This is a genomic window from Actinomycetes bacterium, assembly GCA_022599915.1.
In the GTDB taxonomy this organism is placed as follows: Bacteria; Actinomycetota; Actinomycetes; order S36-B12.
Window position 1 is genome coordinate 1 of the sequence record JAHZLH010000020.1, and the last position, 16,081, is coordinate 16,081.

The following is a 16,081-nucleotide window of genomic DNA, read 5'->3' on the forward strand; positions in this document are numbered from 1 at the left end:
GGGAATTCCCGGTGGGGGCTTCTTCTTGCGGGTAGTTGCCGGTGGCGCCAATGCTGCCGAAACTGGCGAATTCGGGACTGGTTAGGTGAGGGAAGCGTCGTAGATGCTCTGAATCGAACTGTCGAGCAGTTCGTTGAATTCGGCATCACTCTGCTGCGCCGTCAGCCCCTCCGTGAGTGCTCGAGAGAAGCTAGCGATCATGTTGTGGTTCTCACGCAGCAGTTGATCTGCCTCAATCCTGGAGTACCCGCCGCTGAGGGCTACGACTCTAAGTACGCGCGGGTGCGCGATCAGATCGGCGTAGAAATTTGCCTCACTAGGAAGGGTGAGTTTCAGCATCACTTGGTCGGAGTCGGGCAGTGAGTCCAACTGTGCGGTGATCTGCTCCCGGAGGAGTTGTTCAGCCTCAACCTTCGTTGGGCTATGGATGTCTACCTCTGGTTCTACGATGGGGACGAGCCCCGCCGCAATGATTTGGCGCGCGATCTCGAACTGCTGATCAACTACAGCAGCAACGCCAGTCGTGTCGCCCTGTTTGATTACCGACCGCATCTTGGTGCCAAAGACGCCTTTGCCGGTTGCCCTGGCTAGCAGTGGATCCAAGTTGGGAATCGGTTTCATCACCTGCACCCCATCCGATTCATCAGCGAGGCCCTTGTCCACTTTCAGAAAGGGAACCACTTGCTTGACCTGCCACAGGTAAGCGGCGCTGCCCAGCCCCTCGATATCGCGATCCATCGTTTGTTCAAACAGGATGGAGCCGACAATGCGATCCCCGGTGAACGCCGGGCTGGTGATGATGCGGGTGCGCATTTGGTGGATGAGATCGAACATCTGCTCGTCGTTGCTGTACTGATCTTCATCGATCCCGTATAGCCGCAGCGCTTTCGGTGTACTGCCACCACTTTGGTCTAGTGCTGCGATGAAGCCGTGGCCATCCCGCATTTTCTCCAACTGCTCGCTGTCCATGTTTTCCTCCCAGATTCTCCAGCTATCCGCTAGGTGCTGCCGTTTTCTCAACGTAGTGGGCATGACCGTAGCGAGACAACTAGCCACCGCAGCACTCACATAGTCAAGCCACCCGAATGGCGCGCTAGCAGCCGGCCCTATCGCAAGGCAGTACAGTCGTTGCGGTTGCCACGGTGTTTGCCGCGGCTCTAGGTTCGCGCTGTGCGGGAAAAAAAAACCAAGGGGTCGATGATCAAGATTGATCCGAACGGCCCCAACTGGCTGCAACGCGTTGGGGTCTCTGCCTGGTTGCTATTAGGGGTCATCGGCTTAGTTGTCGTGCTGTACTTCGGGTTGGCACAGATTTCCGGGTTGCTCATCCCACTCACGGTGTCGGTTGTGATCGGGATGATCTTCTATCCACTGGTTGATCGGCTTCACGGCATTGGCCTGCCGCGCTCGCTCGCGGCTGCAGTCATTCTGCTCCTGCTCGTGCTGATCACGGTGGCGTCGGTGGGACTCGCCGTCAAGGGAGTCTTTGATCAAGGTAAGACGATTGTCGATCAACTAACGCAAGGTTGGGCCGTCATCCAGGAATGGCTAGCAGAACAAGGAATCGACCTGGCAAGCCTAGAGAGTCTATGGAGCTCCATTAGTGACTCGGGTGCTGGCGGGTCCATTGCCCGAGCGGGCTTCTCCAGCGTTGCTGCTTTCCTGGTTGGACTATTCGTTGGCATTTTCTTGCTGTATTACATGCTTAAGGATTGGCAGCTGATCCGCGACTGGGTAGCCGGCAATATGGGCGTGCCCGTTGAACTGGGCTCGGATCTCCTGCAGGATGCCACCAAATCCATTCGGTCCTACTTCGCTGGGCTCGCGATCAGTAGCATCCCAGTGTCGATTGTCATTGGCCTCGCCATGGTGGTCTTGGACTTACCGCTGGCCTTCACGGTGGCTCTGGTCACCTTCGTGACCTCTTTCATCCCCTACCTAGGGGCCATCCTCAGCGGAGCGTTCGCGGTGCTCGTTGCGTTGGGCTCGGGTGGCGTCGATGACGCCCTCATCATGCTGGTGGTAGTGCTGATTACCCAAAATGTTGTCCAGACCCTGCTACTCACCAAGGTCACGAGCGACAAGTTGTCACTGCATCCGATCGTCAACCTCGGCTCGACCATCGTCGGAGCAACAATCGCAGGTCTAGTGGGGGCGACACTCTCGGCGCCGATCGTGGCCACGGTGTTGGCAATCCGTAAGCGCCTCCTTAACTACTACGCGCAGCAGCAAGTGATATCCCCACCCGAGCCCGAGGGCTAGCGCCACGCCGAATGAATTCGGACATAACGTCCTCCGCCAGCGAGACTAGTTTGTTGCAGTTCTGAGATATTTCCTACGGAATCCGCGATTTATCTACGAAATCCGTAGTTATCGGCAAGTATTAGACGCGCTTTTCGCCGATTGATGTCACTCGAATGTCGCATTTCTGTCCCGAAGTACGTGATTTTCGCAGTGGATTGGGCAACACTAGTGACATGGCGGATAACGAGACAGCAACCGGACCTACCTGCCCCTCATGCAGTTTCCCCACCCGAGTGGTAGACCACTGGCGGGATTACTCCACCACTCGGGGCCCGATGACCTCCTACGAGGTCACCTATTGTGACCAGTGCAAACTCTCCAGCCTCAACCGCCGTTCGGCGCAAGAGACTCGCGCCATCGCCTAACTGCCCAGTCGATAGCGGCTGCCGGCTACCCACATTCCTCATAGGCTGTGGCCGTGGCGTACGACTTTCAGATCCGGCAGGCAGGCCCTGCTGATACCCCCGATCTTGCCCAAGTTGCGCAACGCACTTTTCCGTTAGCCTGCCCACCAGCTACGCCCGCAGCAGATATTCAGCAGCACATCAGCAATGAATTGAGCGAACGGGCCTTTCTGGCGCATATGGATTCGCCAGTAACGGAGTTCCAGGTAGCGGTGGCCAGTGATGGTCAGATCATCGGTTACCTGATGCTGGTTGTCACCGCTGCTGGTGCTCCTAACCTGCCCGGTACGCAACCGCTAGAGGTGCGTCGAATCTACGTTGATGAAGCCTGGCAGGGTCGAGGCGTTGGTGCTGCACTCATGGATCTGGCGGTAGTACGAGCCCGCAATCAGCAGCTCGATTGCCTGTGGTTGGGGACCAATCAGGAGAACCACACTGCGGTCGCCTTCTACCGCCGGCTTGGCTTCGAACATGTCGGCACACGCACTTTTCAGGTTGGGTGCTCAGTAGAGTGCGACTTCGTACTGGCGAGATCGTTAGCGACTGTAACTCAGTAGCGCTGAGGCGGTTCCGATTGTAGCTCTTTGAGGACATCAGGCGGCATCTGCTCTAACCAATCGGCGAGGTCACGGAAGTTGATGAACTTGACATCTGGGTACCGATCGACCGCGTCAGCAATAAAACGGGTCATGCTGGTGATGTAAGCGCCACACAGCCAATCGTTGAGGTGCGAGCCCACCACAAGCGGAGCCCGGTTGCCGCTATGCAATGCGTCTAGTGCATCCATAAAGGTCTGATAAGTCTGCTCCTCGACTCGCTTACAGGTCGCGGTGCTTCCTTCGATTTCGCCATCCGTCTGATTGACCATCAGGTTGTAGTCCATCGATAGGACCCACTTTTCTGTACCCGTGAGTTTTAGGGCAGGCAGTGGGAACAGCCACAGGTCACTCTTGGCGTTGCGTTTTGGCCATTGCAGTACGCCAGGATCTGAGGCCTCGTAGCGGAAACCAGCATCAGCAAACGCCCGATGCATTGCAGGGCGATCACCCAACAGGCAAGGGGTTCGTGTCCCCACAAAAGTGGATGAATCAAATGGCAGGACGGGTTCCCCAGTTACTTGCGGGTTGTATTTGGCCCAGTTGTCTAGGAAATGCTTCGACTGGTCGATTTCTGACTTCCAAGCGGCGGTACTCCAGGTGCCGACGCCGTCGTTGTCCCCGCAGAAATGCCCGAGGAAATGGGTGGCAATCTCATGTCCCTCCCGATACATCCGGTCAAAGACCCCGATCCGGCGTTCCACCATGGTCTCGTCAGCGAAGGGGAGATCCGAATAGCCAGGTGGACCGTTAGGCGGGTCGTACTGCTTGCTACTGGCGTCAGGCAGCAAGCAGAGCCCTGCCAGAAAGAATGTCATTCGAGCTTGATGGGCAGCTGCAGAATCTAGCAGGTTCGAGATCGTGCCTTGCCGGGTCTCGCAGCCGCCGTCGATAGAGACAACGACTACTTGCGTTGGTTTCTCGCCGGCTTGTGGAACAGGCAGTTGGACGGCGGGTTGTTCCAGTGGAGGCGAGGTCACGGATCGGGCTTCTGGCGCAACTGCCGCGGCATCAGCGCGTTCTACATTGGGTGCGGCGTCCGAGTTGGCCGAATCGGAGGACTGCTGTGGTGCGAAGGCCGCCACACCAATGAGCAGCAGTGCAGCACAGATTGCTGATGCCCCTCGAGCTATCGCGCCCGATCTCGATCCCATTTGGCCCTCCCGGCCTCATTGTCCCTGGCTAAACGTCGGATTCCCGACAGCGCAAGCGGTGGGTCGGAGTATGTTCAGCCGAAATCGCAGTGTCGGACCACGACCTAACTCCAGCACCGTGCCAGAGTGAGGCCATGCTGCATCGTTGCTCGCTCTCAGCCGAAGATCCGCATCTCGTCGCCCAGCAAATAGCCCAACTGATTGGTGGGGTCGTTAGTCCACTTGGTGCCTGCCCTGGTGGCTTTGTGGCATGGAGCAACGACGGGCTGGGTACCTCATTCGAGGTACTTCCGCGAGGTATCGAGGTAAAGCCAGATACTCGTGGCCCGGCTCAATTTGAGCGGAACTACTTCAGTCAACCTCTCAGCTCGACGAGGATGACCTTGTCGGTCTCCTGTTCTCCGGATGCCGTCGAGAAGTTAGCGGAACTAAACGAATGGCCAATCCGGTACTCCGATCGTGGTGGCTACGAAGTCATCGAGTTGTGGGTCGAGGGTCACACGCTGTTGGAGTTGATGACACCTCGCATGATGTCGGGGTATTTAGAGTCACTCGGGTCGCCTCGGATCGCCGGGTCTGGCACTGCAGTTCGACGGTTGGAGTTTGCTGTCGAGGTGCAGGTGGCGCCCGCGGAAGCCTGGCAGGCCTGGGTTGACACCGACCTGTTGTGTGAGTGGTGGGATTTGCAGGAGGCTCATGTTGACCTACGCATCGGCGGCGCCTACGAGTTGATCTTCCTGCCAGAAGGGGGAGAGGGACTGCGCGGTTCGGAAGGGTGTCGCATTCTGGACTACGTGCCGGGCCGATTGCTGGCTTTCACCTTCAACTCCCCGAGCCACCTGGACATGGGCCGGGATCACACCTGGGTCACGGTGGACTTTGCGCCTTCTCAGAAAGGCACGGTTGTCACCGTCAACCACTGTGGCTTCCTAAGCGATGACCGCTGGATCGAATGCCGAGAATTCTTCCGCCAGGCATGGCGACGTACTCTTAGACGATTCGAAACGTATTGGGCAGGTAGCGTCCCGAGCAGCGTCAACGAGCAGTCGGTGGACCTGCGTGGTCTGCCAGCCCCAGCGATTGACTAGCCGGAAAACGAGCGCCGATCCCCGAGCGGTAGGTTGTAGAGATGTCCAGACTCTTGCAGACCATCCCGGAAATCTCTGTGTCGCAGGGGAAGTGCGCATTACCCCCAGGCGTGGCGAATACCGGCGACGTTAGTGCCACTGGGCAAGGCGCCCCCCAGCAAGGGCTCGCTGGTTGGCGGCACCAGGGCGCTCACACCGCCTTGTTCACCGACTCAGACGCCGCAAACGGCACTGGAGACAATATTGCGGTGATCTCTGACGCCAGCCATCACGGTGGTGGAAAAGTCAAAACCATCTACCGTGGCGGGGTTCACGACGATGAGTCGTTGAGACGGGTGTTGAGTTCCGGAGTATCCAGGATTGTGTTGGACGTCGGCGATGCGGCTGACCGTGATTGGGCCAAGGACACATTGACGCATCAGCAGCAGCGGGTGATCGCTGGGATCAGTATTCATGGCAGCGATGCCATCAACAGCGCTGGCGATCGAGTGGCGGATCTGTTCGACCTGATCGAGGAACTGCAACAGCATGGCACACCGGCCCTACTTATCAGTGAGACCTCTGGCCACGATCGGTGGTTTCACCGGGATCGACACGTGCTCACAGCCGTTTGTGAGAGCGCGAAGGGGCAAGTCTTTGCCCAGGGCGCAGTCAAGCACGACAGTGATATTCACGCGCTGGCACCGTTGGTGCAGCAGGGACTTGCGGGGGTCGTTGTAGGCGAACCGTTGTACCGGGGAGCCTTTACCTTCCAGGAAGCGATCACCGCTGCCGAAGCTCGCTACGACCCGTATGAATGGGGTCCACCGCAGCCGTAGTTCACAGCTTAGGAATGGCGGAGCGACTGTCAACTAGGACTTTTCTGGCCAGTTTGACAACGTGTCGAGGTACATCTGCCTGACTTCGGCGACGTGTTGATCAAGATTGGCCTTGGTCCAGCCTTTGGTTTCCACCGGTGGAAGGACGGCGACATCTAGAACACCGGGATGCACCACGAACGAATGTGAAGCCATGATTTCGCCGCAGTTGCGCATCACGATCGGGACCAGGGGCACTTCAGCCTGCATGGCAATGTGAAAGGGCCCCTTCTTGAATGGCAGCAGTCGCGGGGTAGGTGATCGAGTTCCCTCGGGAGCGATTGCAATCGAGCGACCACTCTGAAGTGCCTCCACTACCGGCTCCAATGCCTTACGCGCCTCGGCGTTGTTGCTCCGATCGATGAAGGCCACATTCGCCAACCAACCAACGGGTCCGAACAGAGGGTCTTTCTCCAAGGACTTTTTCGCTACCCCAGTGAAGTTTTCTCGCAGCAGCGAGCCCAGCACAAAGACGTCAATCTGGCTTTGGTGGTTGAACAGGAAGACCGCCGGTCGTCGTGCCCACAGGTTCTCTTCGCCGACAATCTTCAGGTCAACCCCAGCAACTTTGAGGCTCAGATCTGACCCAATGCTGGAGGCAAAATTCGCTCCTGCTGTCCGACTGCCGGCGGCGATCCCCACCCCGGCGGCAGTAGCGATCGCAGCACCGAATGCTCCCAGCGCTGCGGCGCTGCGCACTTTGCTGGCGGTGGTGTCGCGCGGCGGTCGCAACAAGATCGCGCTGGGCCAGTCCTTGTCTCGGGCGGTGTTTTGCAAGGTGGCGTCTGCGTTGACGACGCACGGGTTACCAGCGGTTTGCAAGAACGCGGTGTCGGTGTAACTGCTCGCGTAACTGAACGACTCTGCCAAGTCGATGGTGTGCTCGGTGGCGAACTCGGTAACGGCTCGCGCCTTCTCCTCACCCCATCGGACAGGTGTCGCCAGGGCTCCGCTATAGCGCTGGTAGTCATCGACGACCATTTCGGTCGCTACCAACTCCCGAACGCCGAGATCGTCAGCAGCAGGCCGCAACATGGGTGCCAGCCCGGAACTAGCGATGACTACCGTGTGTCCCATCCGGTGATGGGCATCGATGAGCATACGTGCTTCGCTGAAGATCAACGAGGCCAGTTTCTTTTCGTAGATTTCCCTGCTGGACTGACGCAAATCTTCGAGTCGTTTACCAGCCTGACCTGAGGCCCCGATTCGGATGATTTCGGAGATATCGCGGCCGCGGCGCTGCGAAGTGCGTCGTTGGGTAATCGATTCCATCAATTGGCTAAAGCCCACATCACCACTGCGGGTCCGCGGTTGAAAGAACACTGACGCTGAGAAGCAGTCAATGACGGTTTTGTCGAAGTTGAAGAACGCCGCAACCTGGGATCCCTGGGGTGCTTGCTCGACTCGGTCAAGGAGCCAGGCGGTGTCAGACATGATCCGCCTCAGCGAGACCCAGGTTGTTTTGGTCAATTTCGCGGAGTCGCGAAATCCGGTCGACCAGCGTCTGCATTTCGTCAGCGAACTCTTGCCGACGCTTCTGCAGTCCAGCCTCTCCCGAGCCAATCAAACCCAGATTTTCTGCCAGTAAGTAGGCGTTCTTGAAGTAGTCCCTGGAGATTGACTCTGCGGAATGGAGCTCTTGTTGTAGCCACCGTTGCTTGGCGACGCCGATGCACTGTTGGACCAGTTGGTCCTGATCACCACGCACGTAGTCATCCAGCTTGGCCAGTTCTTGTGCCAGCAGCAGGTACGACTCGAGGAATGGTCCAACCACTCGGTGTGCCAGCAGCAGTGGCCGGGTCTGCAGAATCTTGTCGATCTGCTCGGGGGTGTAATCGGTTGTCTCCCAGTTGGGGTCGATGTAGGAGGCTTCGTCGGCGATGTGTTGGGCAAACTCCACAGTTCGGGGGAAGAAGAACTCGAACTTCAACAGGTCCTTAAGCCGTCGAGCGTTTTCCCACACTGCGAGTTTTATTTCGTCAGCGCCGTCCTGCACTGCCTGCATCACGGCAAGTTCGGTAATAGCGCGGTTGACGAAGAAGTGAATGATGGTGTTCCGATAAAAGGCCGCTTCGTGCTGGTGCTCCAGTTCGATATACAGCACTTGATCGTGGCCACCCTCAAATAGGCTGATGACGCCTTTATCGACCAGACTCATGATGGAGTCGCGCAGGAGGCCGTAGCTCGACAGATCGATGTTTCCGGTCATCGGAAGTTGCCGCCTATTGATGTAGGTCATCAGCGGCTCGAGAATTCGGCGACCCTCCGTGACTGTGATCGCCCGTGATCCGTTGTCGAGCAACGCGAAAGTCACTAGTGCTGCCGGCGTGATCGGGGTAACCGCGTTGATCCGGTTTGATAGCTCGAAGGCGACCATTGGCACCGCTAAGCGCGGACGGGTGTGGCCCTCCTCGTCTCGGGTCAGTTCGACAGCATCTCCGAGTGACAACGGTTCCCCGAACCGCAGATGGGCTTTGCCGAGACGGTTGGATTGGGAACGAGCAAAGTTATACAACCACTTGAAGCTTTCCGGCGTCTTTGAGCCCCCCATCTCCTCCAGCGAGATCGCCGATACCTCATGCTGGGCGTCGTAAATGATCGAGGTGGGGATGACATGAACCTCGTTTTCGGGTTCTTCACCGAAGGCGTCGAGGACATAGCTGAGCACGCCGTAGCGCGGTGGCCGAAGTTTTCCGGTCCTCGTGCGACCGCCCTCGATGTACCACTCCAGATTGCGTTTGTTCTCAATCAGGTAGGCCAGATAACGCTTGAGAACTGCCCGGTACACCGGGTCGTCGCGAAATTCTCGTCGGATGAAGACAATGCCGTTGCGTTGACCGATGAGCGAGAGTGGCCACAACGCTAGGTTCGCGCCGCCCAGAACGTTATTGGGGGGGAAACCGAACTTCTGTAGTGCTGAGCGCAAAACAAGCGGATCGAGGTAGGAACGATGATTCGGTAGAAAGATCAGCGAAGAGGTCTTGTTCAGTTCCCGTAGTCGCCGGATTTCTTCGGTGTTGTAGTCCAGTCCGTAGGCTCGGGCGAGCCAGCGACAGAACCGATCCCACCCCTTGACGGTGAGATTGCCCGGCTTCGTTTGCATTTCCTTCAGATCAGCGACTGCCTCTGCCTGAATTGCTGCCAGATCACGACCCGTCTCGACGGCGATAGCCCGCAGTCTTTCCTGAAACTGAGGTGTGTCTAGTTCCTGATTCACCGCTTGACCCCTCGCTTGTGGACTGTGGCTAACCTAGTAACAACTACACCCTTGATGCACGGGATCGGCAAGATCTCCAAGCGATCAGGACGTGAAACTGCGGACGGGACCAATGTGTCCGTATGTCGCTCGGGGCCACCGCTGAGATTCGGACAGATTGGGCATTTGGTTGATTCGCTAGGGTCTACCCGAAAACTTGGTGCAAAATAGGGCCAGTTTTCGGTCTGACCACGGAGGAGGGGAACGTGCGGGCTTTAATTCTCGGGCTAGCAGCCGTCCTCGCAGCCCCGGCCGCCGGTGCAGTCGCCGCCATAGTCCCACTCGACTCCTATGCCGTTGAGGTTGATGTTGACGGAGATGACCAGACTGATGAGCTGAATGTGGTGAATGCCAAGGACGGCCAGCAGACACGGTTGGAGATCACAACCGCGACCGGCGAAGGCGCAGTCGTGAAGGTACCTTGGCGGGGCGATGACATCGCGACTCCGGCTGGTGGCAGATTCGAAGGAGTTAGTCCACTGCGGGTCGCGGATCAAAGTGACGTTGTGATTCGAGTGAGGAATGGCCAATGTAGCTCCTATCGCGTTCTGCGCTGGGAGGATGGCGAGTTGCGGACGGTGCCCCGGCCAGGTGGCGGAAAGAACTGGAAAGTGTGCGCGCTCGGGGTCACTGACACTGGTTTCGGCTACCGGGTCGCGACCGGCAAGCTACGCAACACCGTCGTCACCTATCGGGCTAAGGCCGTGGACACCTCAGAGGGGGTCCAACTGCAGACGACTCGTTACCGCTGGAAAGATGGCACGTGGCGGAAAATGTCGCGAAAGAAGCGCAACGTAGTTCCGCAATCACTGTTGGGCCATTGGGGCCTGGACTTCCCCTGGCGAAGCAGTTAGCAGGAGCACGCTGACCAACTATTTGGCGAGCAGGTCATCCAACCAGTCGGCCAAATCAGTCAGCACCTGATCCTTTTCTGGCTCATGATGCAACTCGTGGTAGAGGCCCTCGTACTGGTAGAGAGTGAGGTCGCCCTCCACCCGCTCGACGAACTCGCGGCTCGCCTCCGGCACGGTCATGACATCGGCACTGCCGTGCATGAGTAGCAGTGGCACGGGGTAATCGGTGACCTGCTGCATCTCATCGATGCTGGCCAGCATCTGCTTGCCGAAAGCGAACGACGCCTGATCATGCACCAGTGGGTCATCGCGGTACTTCTCCACCTCAGCCTCATCACGACTGATCATGCTGGCGTCAGTGCCCGCAGGCAGAGTGAAACTGGGCAACGCGCTGCCCAACAGATTCGCGAGTACGACCTTGGCGGTCTGCTCCCGCAGTTTCGTGTCGAGTAGCGGTGCCGTCGCAACGTGCCCAGCAACGTCGGGTTTGCGGTCCAACACATACAGCAGCGTCAGCAAACCACCGGTGCTATGGCCGTAGAGCACGACCGGCACGTCCGGGTATTGCTTGCGTGCGAGCTCGACGAGCTTTTCGATGTCATCCAACGCATCGGGGAAGCGAAGATCACCACGGGTGCCGCTGGACTTGCCGTGGCCACGGAGATCAAAGGAGAAGATCCCGAGACCTCGTTCCTCGACCAAAACGTCGATGACGTTGTTGTATCGACCGGAATGCTCGCCGAAGCCGTGGACTAAGCAGATCAAGGCTCGTGGCTTGCTGTCGGGCAGCCATTGCTGCTGGTAGATGGTGACCCCGTTGTCGGACTTGAAAGTTCGTTCGTCGTAGCGCACCGAGCCATTGTGTCAGGAGGAGATCAGTGGCTTGCCTCCTGCCCCAGTTTCTGGGCAGTGGGCATCGGATGCCGCGACGAGGATTAGTCGAGGTTCGCCGCACGGCGCAGTGCCGCCTCGAAGCCCGGCCGGTCGGCCACAGTTATCGTCACCGCGTCATTCTTCACGTGACCGGTGGGGTCGAGGGCCGCCAGCGGTTCCCTAAACTCCACACACACCCCACCTGCCGTCGTGGATCCGTAGGTGGCGCCGCGATCGGAGAAGGAACCGCGGGCACCTATCGCACGGTAGGCCTTGTAGGGCCCACTGATTTCGGTGCACTTGATATTCGACAGCGGCGCCCGAAATCCCAGGAAGCCGAACTTCACGGTGAGTTCGCTATCGCTGATGCGGGCCCATGCGGTGTGCCTAGTGACCCCTAGCCCGACAAGTAGCGGACGAAATCGGTCTTCCACCTCGAAAGGGAAAACTAAGTCCGGCTGAGGTTCGCTCATGCAGTCCTCCGGAACGATGACGCGATGACGTCACACAATTGGTCGGGCCGTGATTGCGATCATGCCGGACTCACTCGCGCTTGGCTAGTCATCGATACCAAACTGCGGTTGATCCGGGTAGAGCTTCGTCAGAGCCACTCAACTGGCAGCGGTAGAGCTCGAGTAGTGGTCGGGGTCAGCCTTCCGGCCGTAGCCAGCTGCAGTAAGTGTGTCGTCGTCTGCCGAGCAGCAACGGGATCGGGTCCTCCCCGACACAGGGCACGGGCAGCGGACCGTGCCAGACCAGTGAGCATGTCACCGTGCCCGCACTCGGAAATAACGAGGTGTTGACAGTCGCTGACAGCGGCGAAGCGGCGATGGTCGACTACGGCCGGATTACAGGGGCCGCTCATTCCCGCCCCGATCACAGTGGGAGTGAGCGAGAAGGACGGAGGTCGACTCGTTGCCGTGGCTTGAATCGATCGTCCGCCACCATCCACCGGATCCACCAGAATCAAACCGGAAACGTGGGTGAGTTCAGCCGCTCGCCAGGCGGCTTGACCACCGCGAGAATGGCCAGCCAACCACACCGGTCTCCCTGAGGCTGCCAGGTGGGACACCAGTAGCGCTGCTCGTCGAGCCTCCTCCTGGACCGACGGGGAGCCAGCTAGTGCTCGTAACCCGAGCCGATAGAGCTGCGGGAGATGAACTTCGACACCACCGATTGCTAACGGAGCCAGCAGGTCCCGATACGCGGCGACAGGAGTCATGAAGCCAGGCAGAAAGACCAAGACTTGCTCTGAGCCTTGCCCGGCAATGAGATGTCGAGTTGGTGCCATGCGGATGCTAGGAGTCGGTCTGGTGAGGTGGCGTGCTGCCACCGGCGCCGTTCGATGACACCAGCTCAGTCAGGCGGCGAATCTCACCGCGCAACTGCGAGACCTCGTCGCGCAGCGAAGCTAGTTCAGCACTGCGTTCCTCGCGTTTGCTGAGCTGATGGACTTCGGAGTTCGGCTCGATTCCGGATTGATCGGAAGGGGGAGCATTAGCCTTCGCCAGCTTCCTGGCCTTGGCTTTCTTCCTGGGCGAAGTCCTGAAGAACATGGCCATGGAACCGGCCAACACACCGAGCAAGCCAATTCCGAGGGTCATGATCAGCGCGCCAGCAATTCGCCCGTAGAGGGTGATTGGCGCGATGTCGCCGTAGCCCACTGTGGTCAAGGTGACGTAGCCCCACCACACCGCATCACCGTAGGTAGCAAACTCCGGGTTGACCGGCTCCTCAGCCGCGAAGGCCATGAAGGAAAACAGCAGCACCGCAGCAATTGCAATGAGCGCGGCTCGTCCCAGTCGTTGCAGTAGTTGTTGCGCACCTTTGGCGATGACCAGCAGCCGGGCGAGCCGAGCCAGTCGTGCCAATACGACCACGCCGCCACCCTCAATACCCGGCAGCAGATACCAGGGTGACGTCAAGATCACGATCACCAGATCGAAGATTCCCCATTTCGAGTTGAGGTAGTTATCGCGGTGGCGTAGTTGGACCACAAAATCCACAAGAAAGACCAGCCAGGTTGCGATAGCAACGAACTCACCGACTCGGCCAGCATTTTCCTGCGTGATGGCCATAGGCAAAATCGCGGAAACGATAATCAGGGGGCGAGAGAACGGCTGGTAGCGATCCAGGAAATCCTGAGCCTCAGGTGACTTGGCCGGCGCGGAGCGGGTAAGCGCAGTGGGCAGTCGCACATAGATATTGTTGCGGGCCGATGGCTTGATTTGTGGATTTCCGGGTAGCCGTGGTGTCGCTCGGGGGTTGGGCGCTAGCGTTCCGTTGTGAGCGCAGAACTTGATTGGCCGCGAATAGGTCGAGTTGGTGGGTTGCTCGCTCTCGTAGCGGGAGTTTGCTTCGCGGTTGTCACCGTCGTGGTGGTGACCGCGCCTGGGATGGTGACTCAGGTCGACGTGTCACTGAACCAAACTGCTACTGCGTGGGCGACGGCGAACGAGTGGCTGGTCGACGTTTGTCTCTTCTTAGAGGTCATTGGTGGGGTGAAGTTTTCCACCGGACTGGTGGTGGTCATCGTGCTCGGTCTCTTGGCATGGGGAAGGTTCGGTCGTCCGTTGCCAGTGCCGACGTTGGCAGCGGTTTTCCTGGCGCTGAGTGCAGCTGGTGGTGCTTTGCTGAACACTGTCCTCAAGAACCTTATTGAGCGAGAACGCCCGCCCACGAATGGGACGTGGCTGCTGCAAGAAAGTCTGTCGTACCCCTCGGGACATGCTCAATCCGGGATTTCGGTATGGGTGGTGTTGGGTCTCATTTCACTGGTGTTGATCCCTGGTGGAGTGCGTTGGTTGGTGGGAGTTTTACTGATCGTCGTGGGGGTGGCTATTGGGGCGAGTCGAGTCATTATTGGGGTGCATTGGCCGACGGATGTTCTCGGTGGCTGGCTGCTGGGTTTGACTTGGCTGGGGATTTGCCTACTGGTGATGCGGGCAATCGTTCGAGCGCAAGAGCCAGCGAAAGCTAACAATTAGCGGCGGCGGAGCAGTCCGAATCCCATGTGGTGGTAGCGGGACAGTACGACTACACCCACCGCGATTCCGGTGATGATTGTGAAACCGGGCCAGATATACGAGCCCACCACTGCGACCACCGCTGCCAATGCCATCAGCCATAGCAGTAACGGCCGTTCGTAGGGCGAGCGAGACCGGGTTGCTGAGGCCGTCCCCTCGCGCTCTGCTGCCGGAGTGGCTGCGGGCTGGGGGATGTTTTCATCCCGAGTGGGTGGGTGTGATTGGGTCAGGGCCTGCTGGGTCCAGCGGTAGCGGTCATATTCGGATCGCTGCACGGGGTCGCTCAACACCAGGTAGGCGATGTGAATGGCCCGGAATTCTTCGGCGCTGCCCCCGAGATCCGGGTGGACGTCCTTGGCCGCTGTGCGCCAGGCACGGTGTATCTGACTATCGGTGGCAGCAGCGGCAACTCCCAAGGATTCGTACAAATCCTTGGGAACTTCCAGCCATAACGACGACGTCATAGTTTCACCGATACAAGTGTCTCATCGATGGCTGGCAGTCGCTCGAACACTGCTCTGCAGTAGCGGTCAACTAGATCGCCGCCTAGGCTGAGGCCACGAGAAGAAAAGGATGGATCCGATGCGTAGACCCTTCATGATGTCCGTTGCGGCCGGATCGGCAGGCCTGCTGATCTTCGCGACTGCTCCATCGATCGCTGTCGCGGAAAGTGCGGCTCCGGCCGGCAAGAAGAAGGTCATCAAAGTGGTCACGCCGGCTACTGACGCCTTCTCTTACGAGGGGATGCCCAAGAAGCTCAAAGCCGGCAAGTATGTCTTCAAATACACCAACAATTCCACCATGAATCATGACCTCAAGGTGGGTAAGAAGAAGACGCCGATCATCGGTCCTGGTGAGACGACGAAGGTCAAGGTCAAACTCACCAAGGGCAAAGTGAAATACAAGTGCACTGTGGGGGGTCACGCGCAGGCCGGTATGAAGGGCAAGATCAAAGTCACCGGCTGATTCTGCGGATGGAATGACTCAGACGCTGGTTCCGCTCCGCTGCCGGATGCACCGAAACCTTCGGCGGCATCGTGATTTTCGCTTCGGGTAAGCGGAAGAAAAGCGTTGGCCTCGTCGGTAGGGTTGTCGACAACAACTGACGCGAACTTGCAGGCCTGAGAGACGCATCAGCGCCCGCTGGTCTCGGATCGAATCTCAAGGAGGAGATCTTGGCCTTGCCTGGGGAAGAGCAGCGCGCTCTAGAGCGCTTTGCCGGTGAACAGGCGCGCAGGTCGGCGCCCAAGGCCCCGTCCTTGCTGTACGACCGGGTGACGGTTCTCGTTGTTCTCGGCTTAGTGGTTGTCATTGGCGCATTCATCGTCGCGCTAGGGCTGCTGGTGGCGGCGGAAGCGGAACCGAAGCCACCGGAGCAGAAGAGTGTGGGTCCGTTCGAGTTCTTGGTGTCTGCGGAGATGCCGCCGACCCAGATTCTTGTCGCTGCCGCTTTGGTTCTGCTGGCAGTGGCACTCGCGGCGGTGGTCTTTGAGGGCTTGGATGCCCTATTGACGGTCAGTACCCGGCGAGAACTGCTGAGTACCTACCGATCGGCAGGGCCTAACCGACCTCCTGGTGAAGAACTGAAACTCACGGTGCTCGTACCCGCTCACAATGAAGAAGCATCGTTGCCAGACACCTTGCGAACGCTGCGCGAACAAACTCGAAA

The 16,081-nt window shown here is 58.6% G+C and carries 18 protein-coding genes; 9 read left to right on the forward strand and 9 right to left on the reverse strand.

Annotation, left to right across the window (positions count from 1 at the left end):
* Positions 1-81: 81 nt before the first annotated feature.
* Positions 82-969 carry a fructose bisphosphate aldolase gene (locus K0U62_03645; protein MCH9800613.1) on the reverse strand — a complete coding sequence of 296 codons (888 nt, stop codon included), beginning with the start codon at positions 967-969 and terminating at the stop codon, positions 82-84.
* A gap of 201 nt (positions 970-1,170) precedes the next feature.
* On the opposite strand from K0U62_03645, the gene K0U62_03650 reads away from it, so the two are divergent.
* The 3 genes from K0U62_03650 to K0U62_03660 all read left to right on the forward strand — a co-directional run bounded on the left by K0U62_03650 (position 1,171) and on the right by K0U62_03660 (position 3,265).
* On the forward strand, positions 1,171-2,262 hold the full coding sequence (locus K0U62_03650; GenBank protein ID MCH9800614.1) for an AI-2E family transporter: 1,092 nt from the start codon (positions 1,171-1,173) through the stop codon (positions 2,260-2,262).
* Positions 2,263-2,477: 215 nt separating this feature from the next.
* On the forward strand, positions 2,478-2,669 hold the full coding sequence (locus K0U62_03655) for a hypothetical protein (protein ID MCH9800615.1): 192 nt from the start codon (positions 2,478-2,480) through the stop codon (positions 2,667-2,669).
* Between the two features lie 53 nt (positions 2,670-2,722).
* Positions 2,723-3,265 (forward strand): GNAT family N-acetyltransferase, encoded by a 543-nt coding sequence (locus tag K0U62_03660; protein MCH9800616.1) that lies wholly within the window; start codon positions 2,723-2,725, stop codon positions 3,263-3,265.
* On the opposite strand, the gene K0U62_03665 is transcribed toward K0U62_03660, so the two are convergent.
* Positions 3,259-4,458 (reverse strand): hypothetical protein, encoded by a 1,200-nt coding sequence (locus tag K0U62_03665; GenBank protein ID MCH9800617.1) that lies wholly within the window; start codon positions 4,456-4,458, stop codon positions 3,259-3,261. The two genes, K0U62_03660 and K0U62_03665, sit on opposite strands and share 7 nt — an antisense overlap.
* Before the next feature lie 134 nt (positions 4,459-4,592).
* Here K0U62_03665 and K0U62_03670 point away from each other — a divergent pair, with 134 nt between their 5' ends.
* Together K0U62_03670 and K0U62_03675 are read left to right on the forward strand one after the other, a co-directional pair.
* Complete coding sequence (locus tag K0U62_03670; GenBank protein MCH9800618.1) at positions 4,593-5,546, forward strand: SRPBCC domain-containing protein; 954 nt, start codon at positions 4,593-4,595, stop codon at positions 5,544-5,546.
* A gap of 41 nt (positions 5,547-5,587) precedes the next feature.
* Complete coding sequence (locus tag K0U62_03675; GenBank protein MCH9800619.1) at positions 5,588-6,364, forward strand: hypothetical protein; 777 nt, start codon at positions 5,588-5,590, stop codon at positions 6,362-6,364.
* A 33-nt stretch (positions 6,365-6,397) separates the two neighbouring features.
* Here K0U62_03675 and K0U62_03680 read toward each other — a convergent pair whose 3' ends face one another.
* Positions 6,398-7,837 carry an HAD-IB family hydrolase gene (locus K0U62_03680; protein ID MCH9800620.1) on the reverse strand — a complete coding sequence of 480 codons (1,440 nt, stop codon included), beginning with the start codon at positions 7,835-7,837 and terminating at the stop codon, positions 6,398-6,400.
* On the reverse strand, positions 7,830-9,620 hold the full coding sequence (locus K0U62_03685; protein ID MCH9800621.1) for a 1-acyl-sn-glycerol-3-phosphate acyltransferase: 1,791 nt from the start codon (positions 9,618-9,620) through the stop codon (positions 7,830-7,832). The genes K0U62_03680 and K0U62_03685 overlap by 8 nt, the downstream gene beginning before the upstream one ends.
* A gap of 245 nt (positions 9,621-9,865) precedes the next feature.
* On the opposite strand from K0U62_03685, the gene K0U62_03690 reads away from it, so the two are divergent.
* A complete protein-coding gene (locus tag K0U62_03690; GenBank protein ID MCH9800622.1) occupies positions 9,866-10,513 on the forward strand; it encodes a hypothetical protein in 648 nt (215 codons plus the stop codon).
* Positions 10,514-10,531: 18 nt separating this feature from the next.
* Here K0U62_03690 and K0U62_03695 read toward each other — a convergent pair whose 3' ends face one another.
* The 4 genes from K0U62_03695 to K0U62_03710 form a co-directional block, all read right to left on the reverse strand.
* A complete protein-coding gene (locus K0U62_03695; GenBank protein ID MCH9800623.1) occupies positions 10,532-11,365 on the reverse strand; it encodes a lysophospholipase in 834 nt (277 codons plus the stop codon).
* A gap of 83 nt (positions 11,366-11,448) precedes the next feature.
* Positions 11,449-11,859 (reverse strand): hypothetical protein, encoded by a 411-nt coding sequence (locus K0U62_03700; protein ID MCH9800624.1) that lies wholly within the window; start codon positions 11,857-11,859, stop codon positions 11,449-11,451.
* Between the two features lie 128 nt (positions 11,860-11,987).
* A complete protein-coding gene (locus K0U62_03705) occupies positions 11,988-12,677 on the reverse strand; it encodes an alpha/beta fold hydrolase (protein MCH9800625.1) in 690 nt (229 codons plus the stop codon).
* Positions 12,678-12,684: 7 nt separating this feature from the next.
* The gene (locus K0U62_03710; protein MCH9800626.1) at positions 12,685-13,584 is read right to left on the reverse strand and encodes a potassium channel family protein; all 900 of its coding nucleotides are present in this window, start codon (positions 13,582-13,584) and stop codon (positions 12,685-12,687) included.
* A gap of 87 nt (positions 13,585-13,671) precedes the next feature.
* On the opposite strand from K0U62_03710, the gene K0U62_03715 reads away from it, so the two are divergent.
* Positions 13,672-14,373 carry a phosphatase PAP2 family protein gene (locus K0U62_03715; protein MCH9800627.1) on the forward strand — a complete coding sequence of 234 codons (702 nt, stop codon included), beginning with the start codon at positions 13,672-13,674 and terminating at the stop codon, positions 14,371-14,373.
* On the opposite strand, the gene K0U62_03720 is transcribed toward K0U62_03715, so the two are convergent.
* Positions 14,370-14,876 carry a J domain-containing protein gene (locus tag K0U62_03720; protein ID MCH9800628.1) on the reverse strand — a complete coding sequence of 169 codons (507 nt, stop codon included), beginning with the start codon at positions 14,874-14,876 and terminating at the stop codon, positions 14,370-14,372. The two genes, K0U62_03715 and K0U62_03720, sit on opposite strands and share 4 nt — an antisense overlap.
* 118 nt (positions 14,877-14,994) lie before the next feature.
* On the opposite strand from K0U62_03720, the gene K0U62_03725 reads away from it, so the two are divergent.
* Positions 14,995-15,378: a cupredoxin domain-containing protein gene (locus K0U62_03725; protein MCH9800629.1), complete on the forward strand. Its 384-nt coding sequence runs from the start codon at positions 14,995-14,997 to the stop codon at positions 15,376-15,378.
* Between the two features lie 209 nt (positions 15,379-15,587).
* Positions 15,588-16,081, forward strand: a 494-nt coding sequence (locus tag K0U62_03730) for a glycosyltransferase (GenBank protein ID MCH9800630.1), incomplete at its 3' end; no start/stop codon positions are given.

Bases quoted from the DNA above. Each gene is read 5' to 3' on its own strand.
- K0U62_03645 (MCH9800613.1), bottom strand. From the start codon at position 969: ATGGACAGCGAGCAGTTGGAGAAAATGCGGGATGGCCACGGCTTCATC.
- K0U62_03655 (MCH9800615.1), top strand. From the start codon at position 2,478: ATGGCGGATAACGAGACAGCAACCGGACCTACCTGCCCCTCATGCAGT.
- K0U62_03665 (MCH9800617.1), bottom strand. From the start codon at position 4,458: ATGGGATCGAGATCGGGCGCGATAGCTCGAGGGGCATCAGCAATCTGT.
- K0U62_03670 (MCH9800618.1), top strand. From the start codon at position 4,593: ATGCTGCATCGTTGCTCGCTCTCAGCCGAAGATCCGCATCTCGTCGCC.
- K0U62_03675 (MCH9800619.1), top strand. From the start codon at position 5,588: ATGTCCAGACTCTTGCAGACCATCCCGGAAATCTCTGTGTCGCAGGGG.
- K0U62_03680 (MCH9800620.1), bottom strand. From the start codon at position 7,837: ATGTCTGACACCGCCTGGCTCCTTGACCGAGTCGAGCAAGCACCCCAG.
- K0U62_03700 (MCH9800624.1), bottom strand. From the start codon at position 11,859: ATGAGCGAACCTCAGCCGGACTTAGTTTTCCCTTTCGAGGTGGAAGAC.
- K0U62_03705 (MCH9800625.1), bottom strand. From the start codon at position 12,677: ATGGCACCAACTCGACATCTCATTGCCGGGCAAGGCTCAGAGCAAGTC.
- K0U62_03720 (MCH9800628.1), bottom strand. From the start codon at position 14,876: ATGACGTCGTCGTTATGGCTGGAAGTTCCCAAGGATTTGTACGAATCC.
- K0U62_03725 (MCH9800629.1), top strand. From the start codon at position 14,995: ATGCGTAGACCCTTCATGATGTCCGTTGCGGCCGGATCGGCAGGCCTG.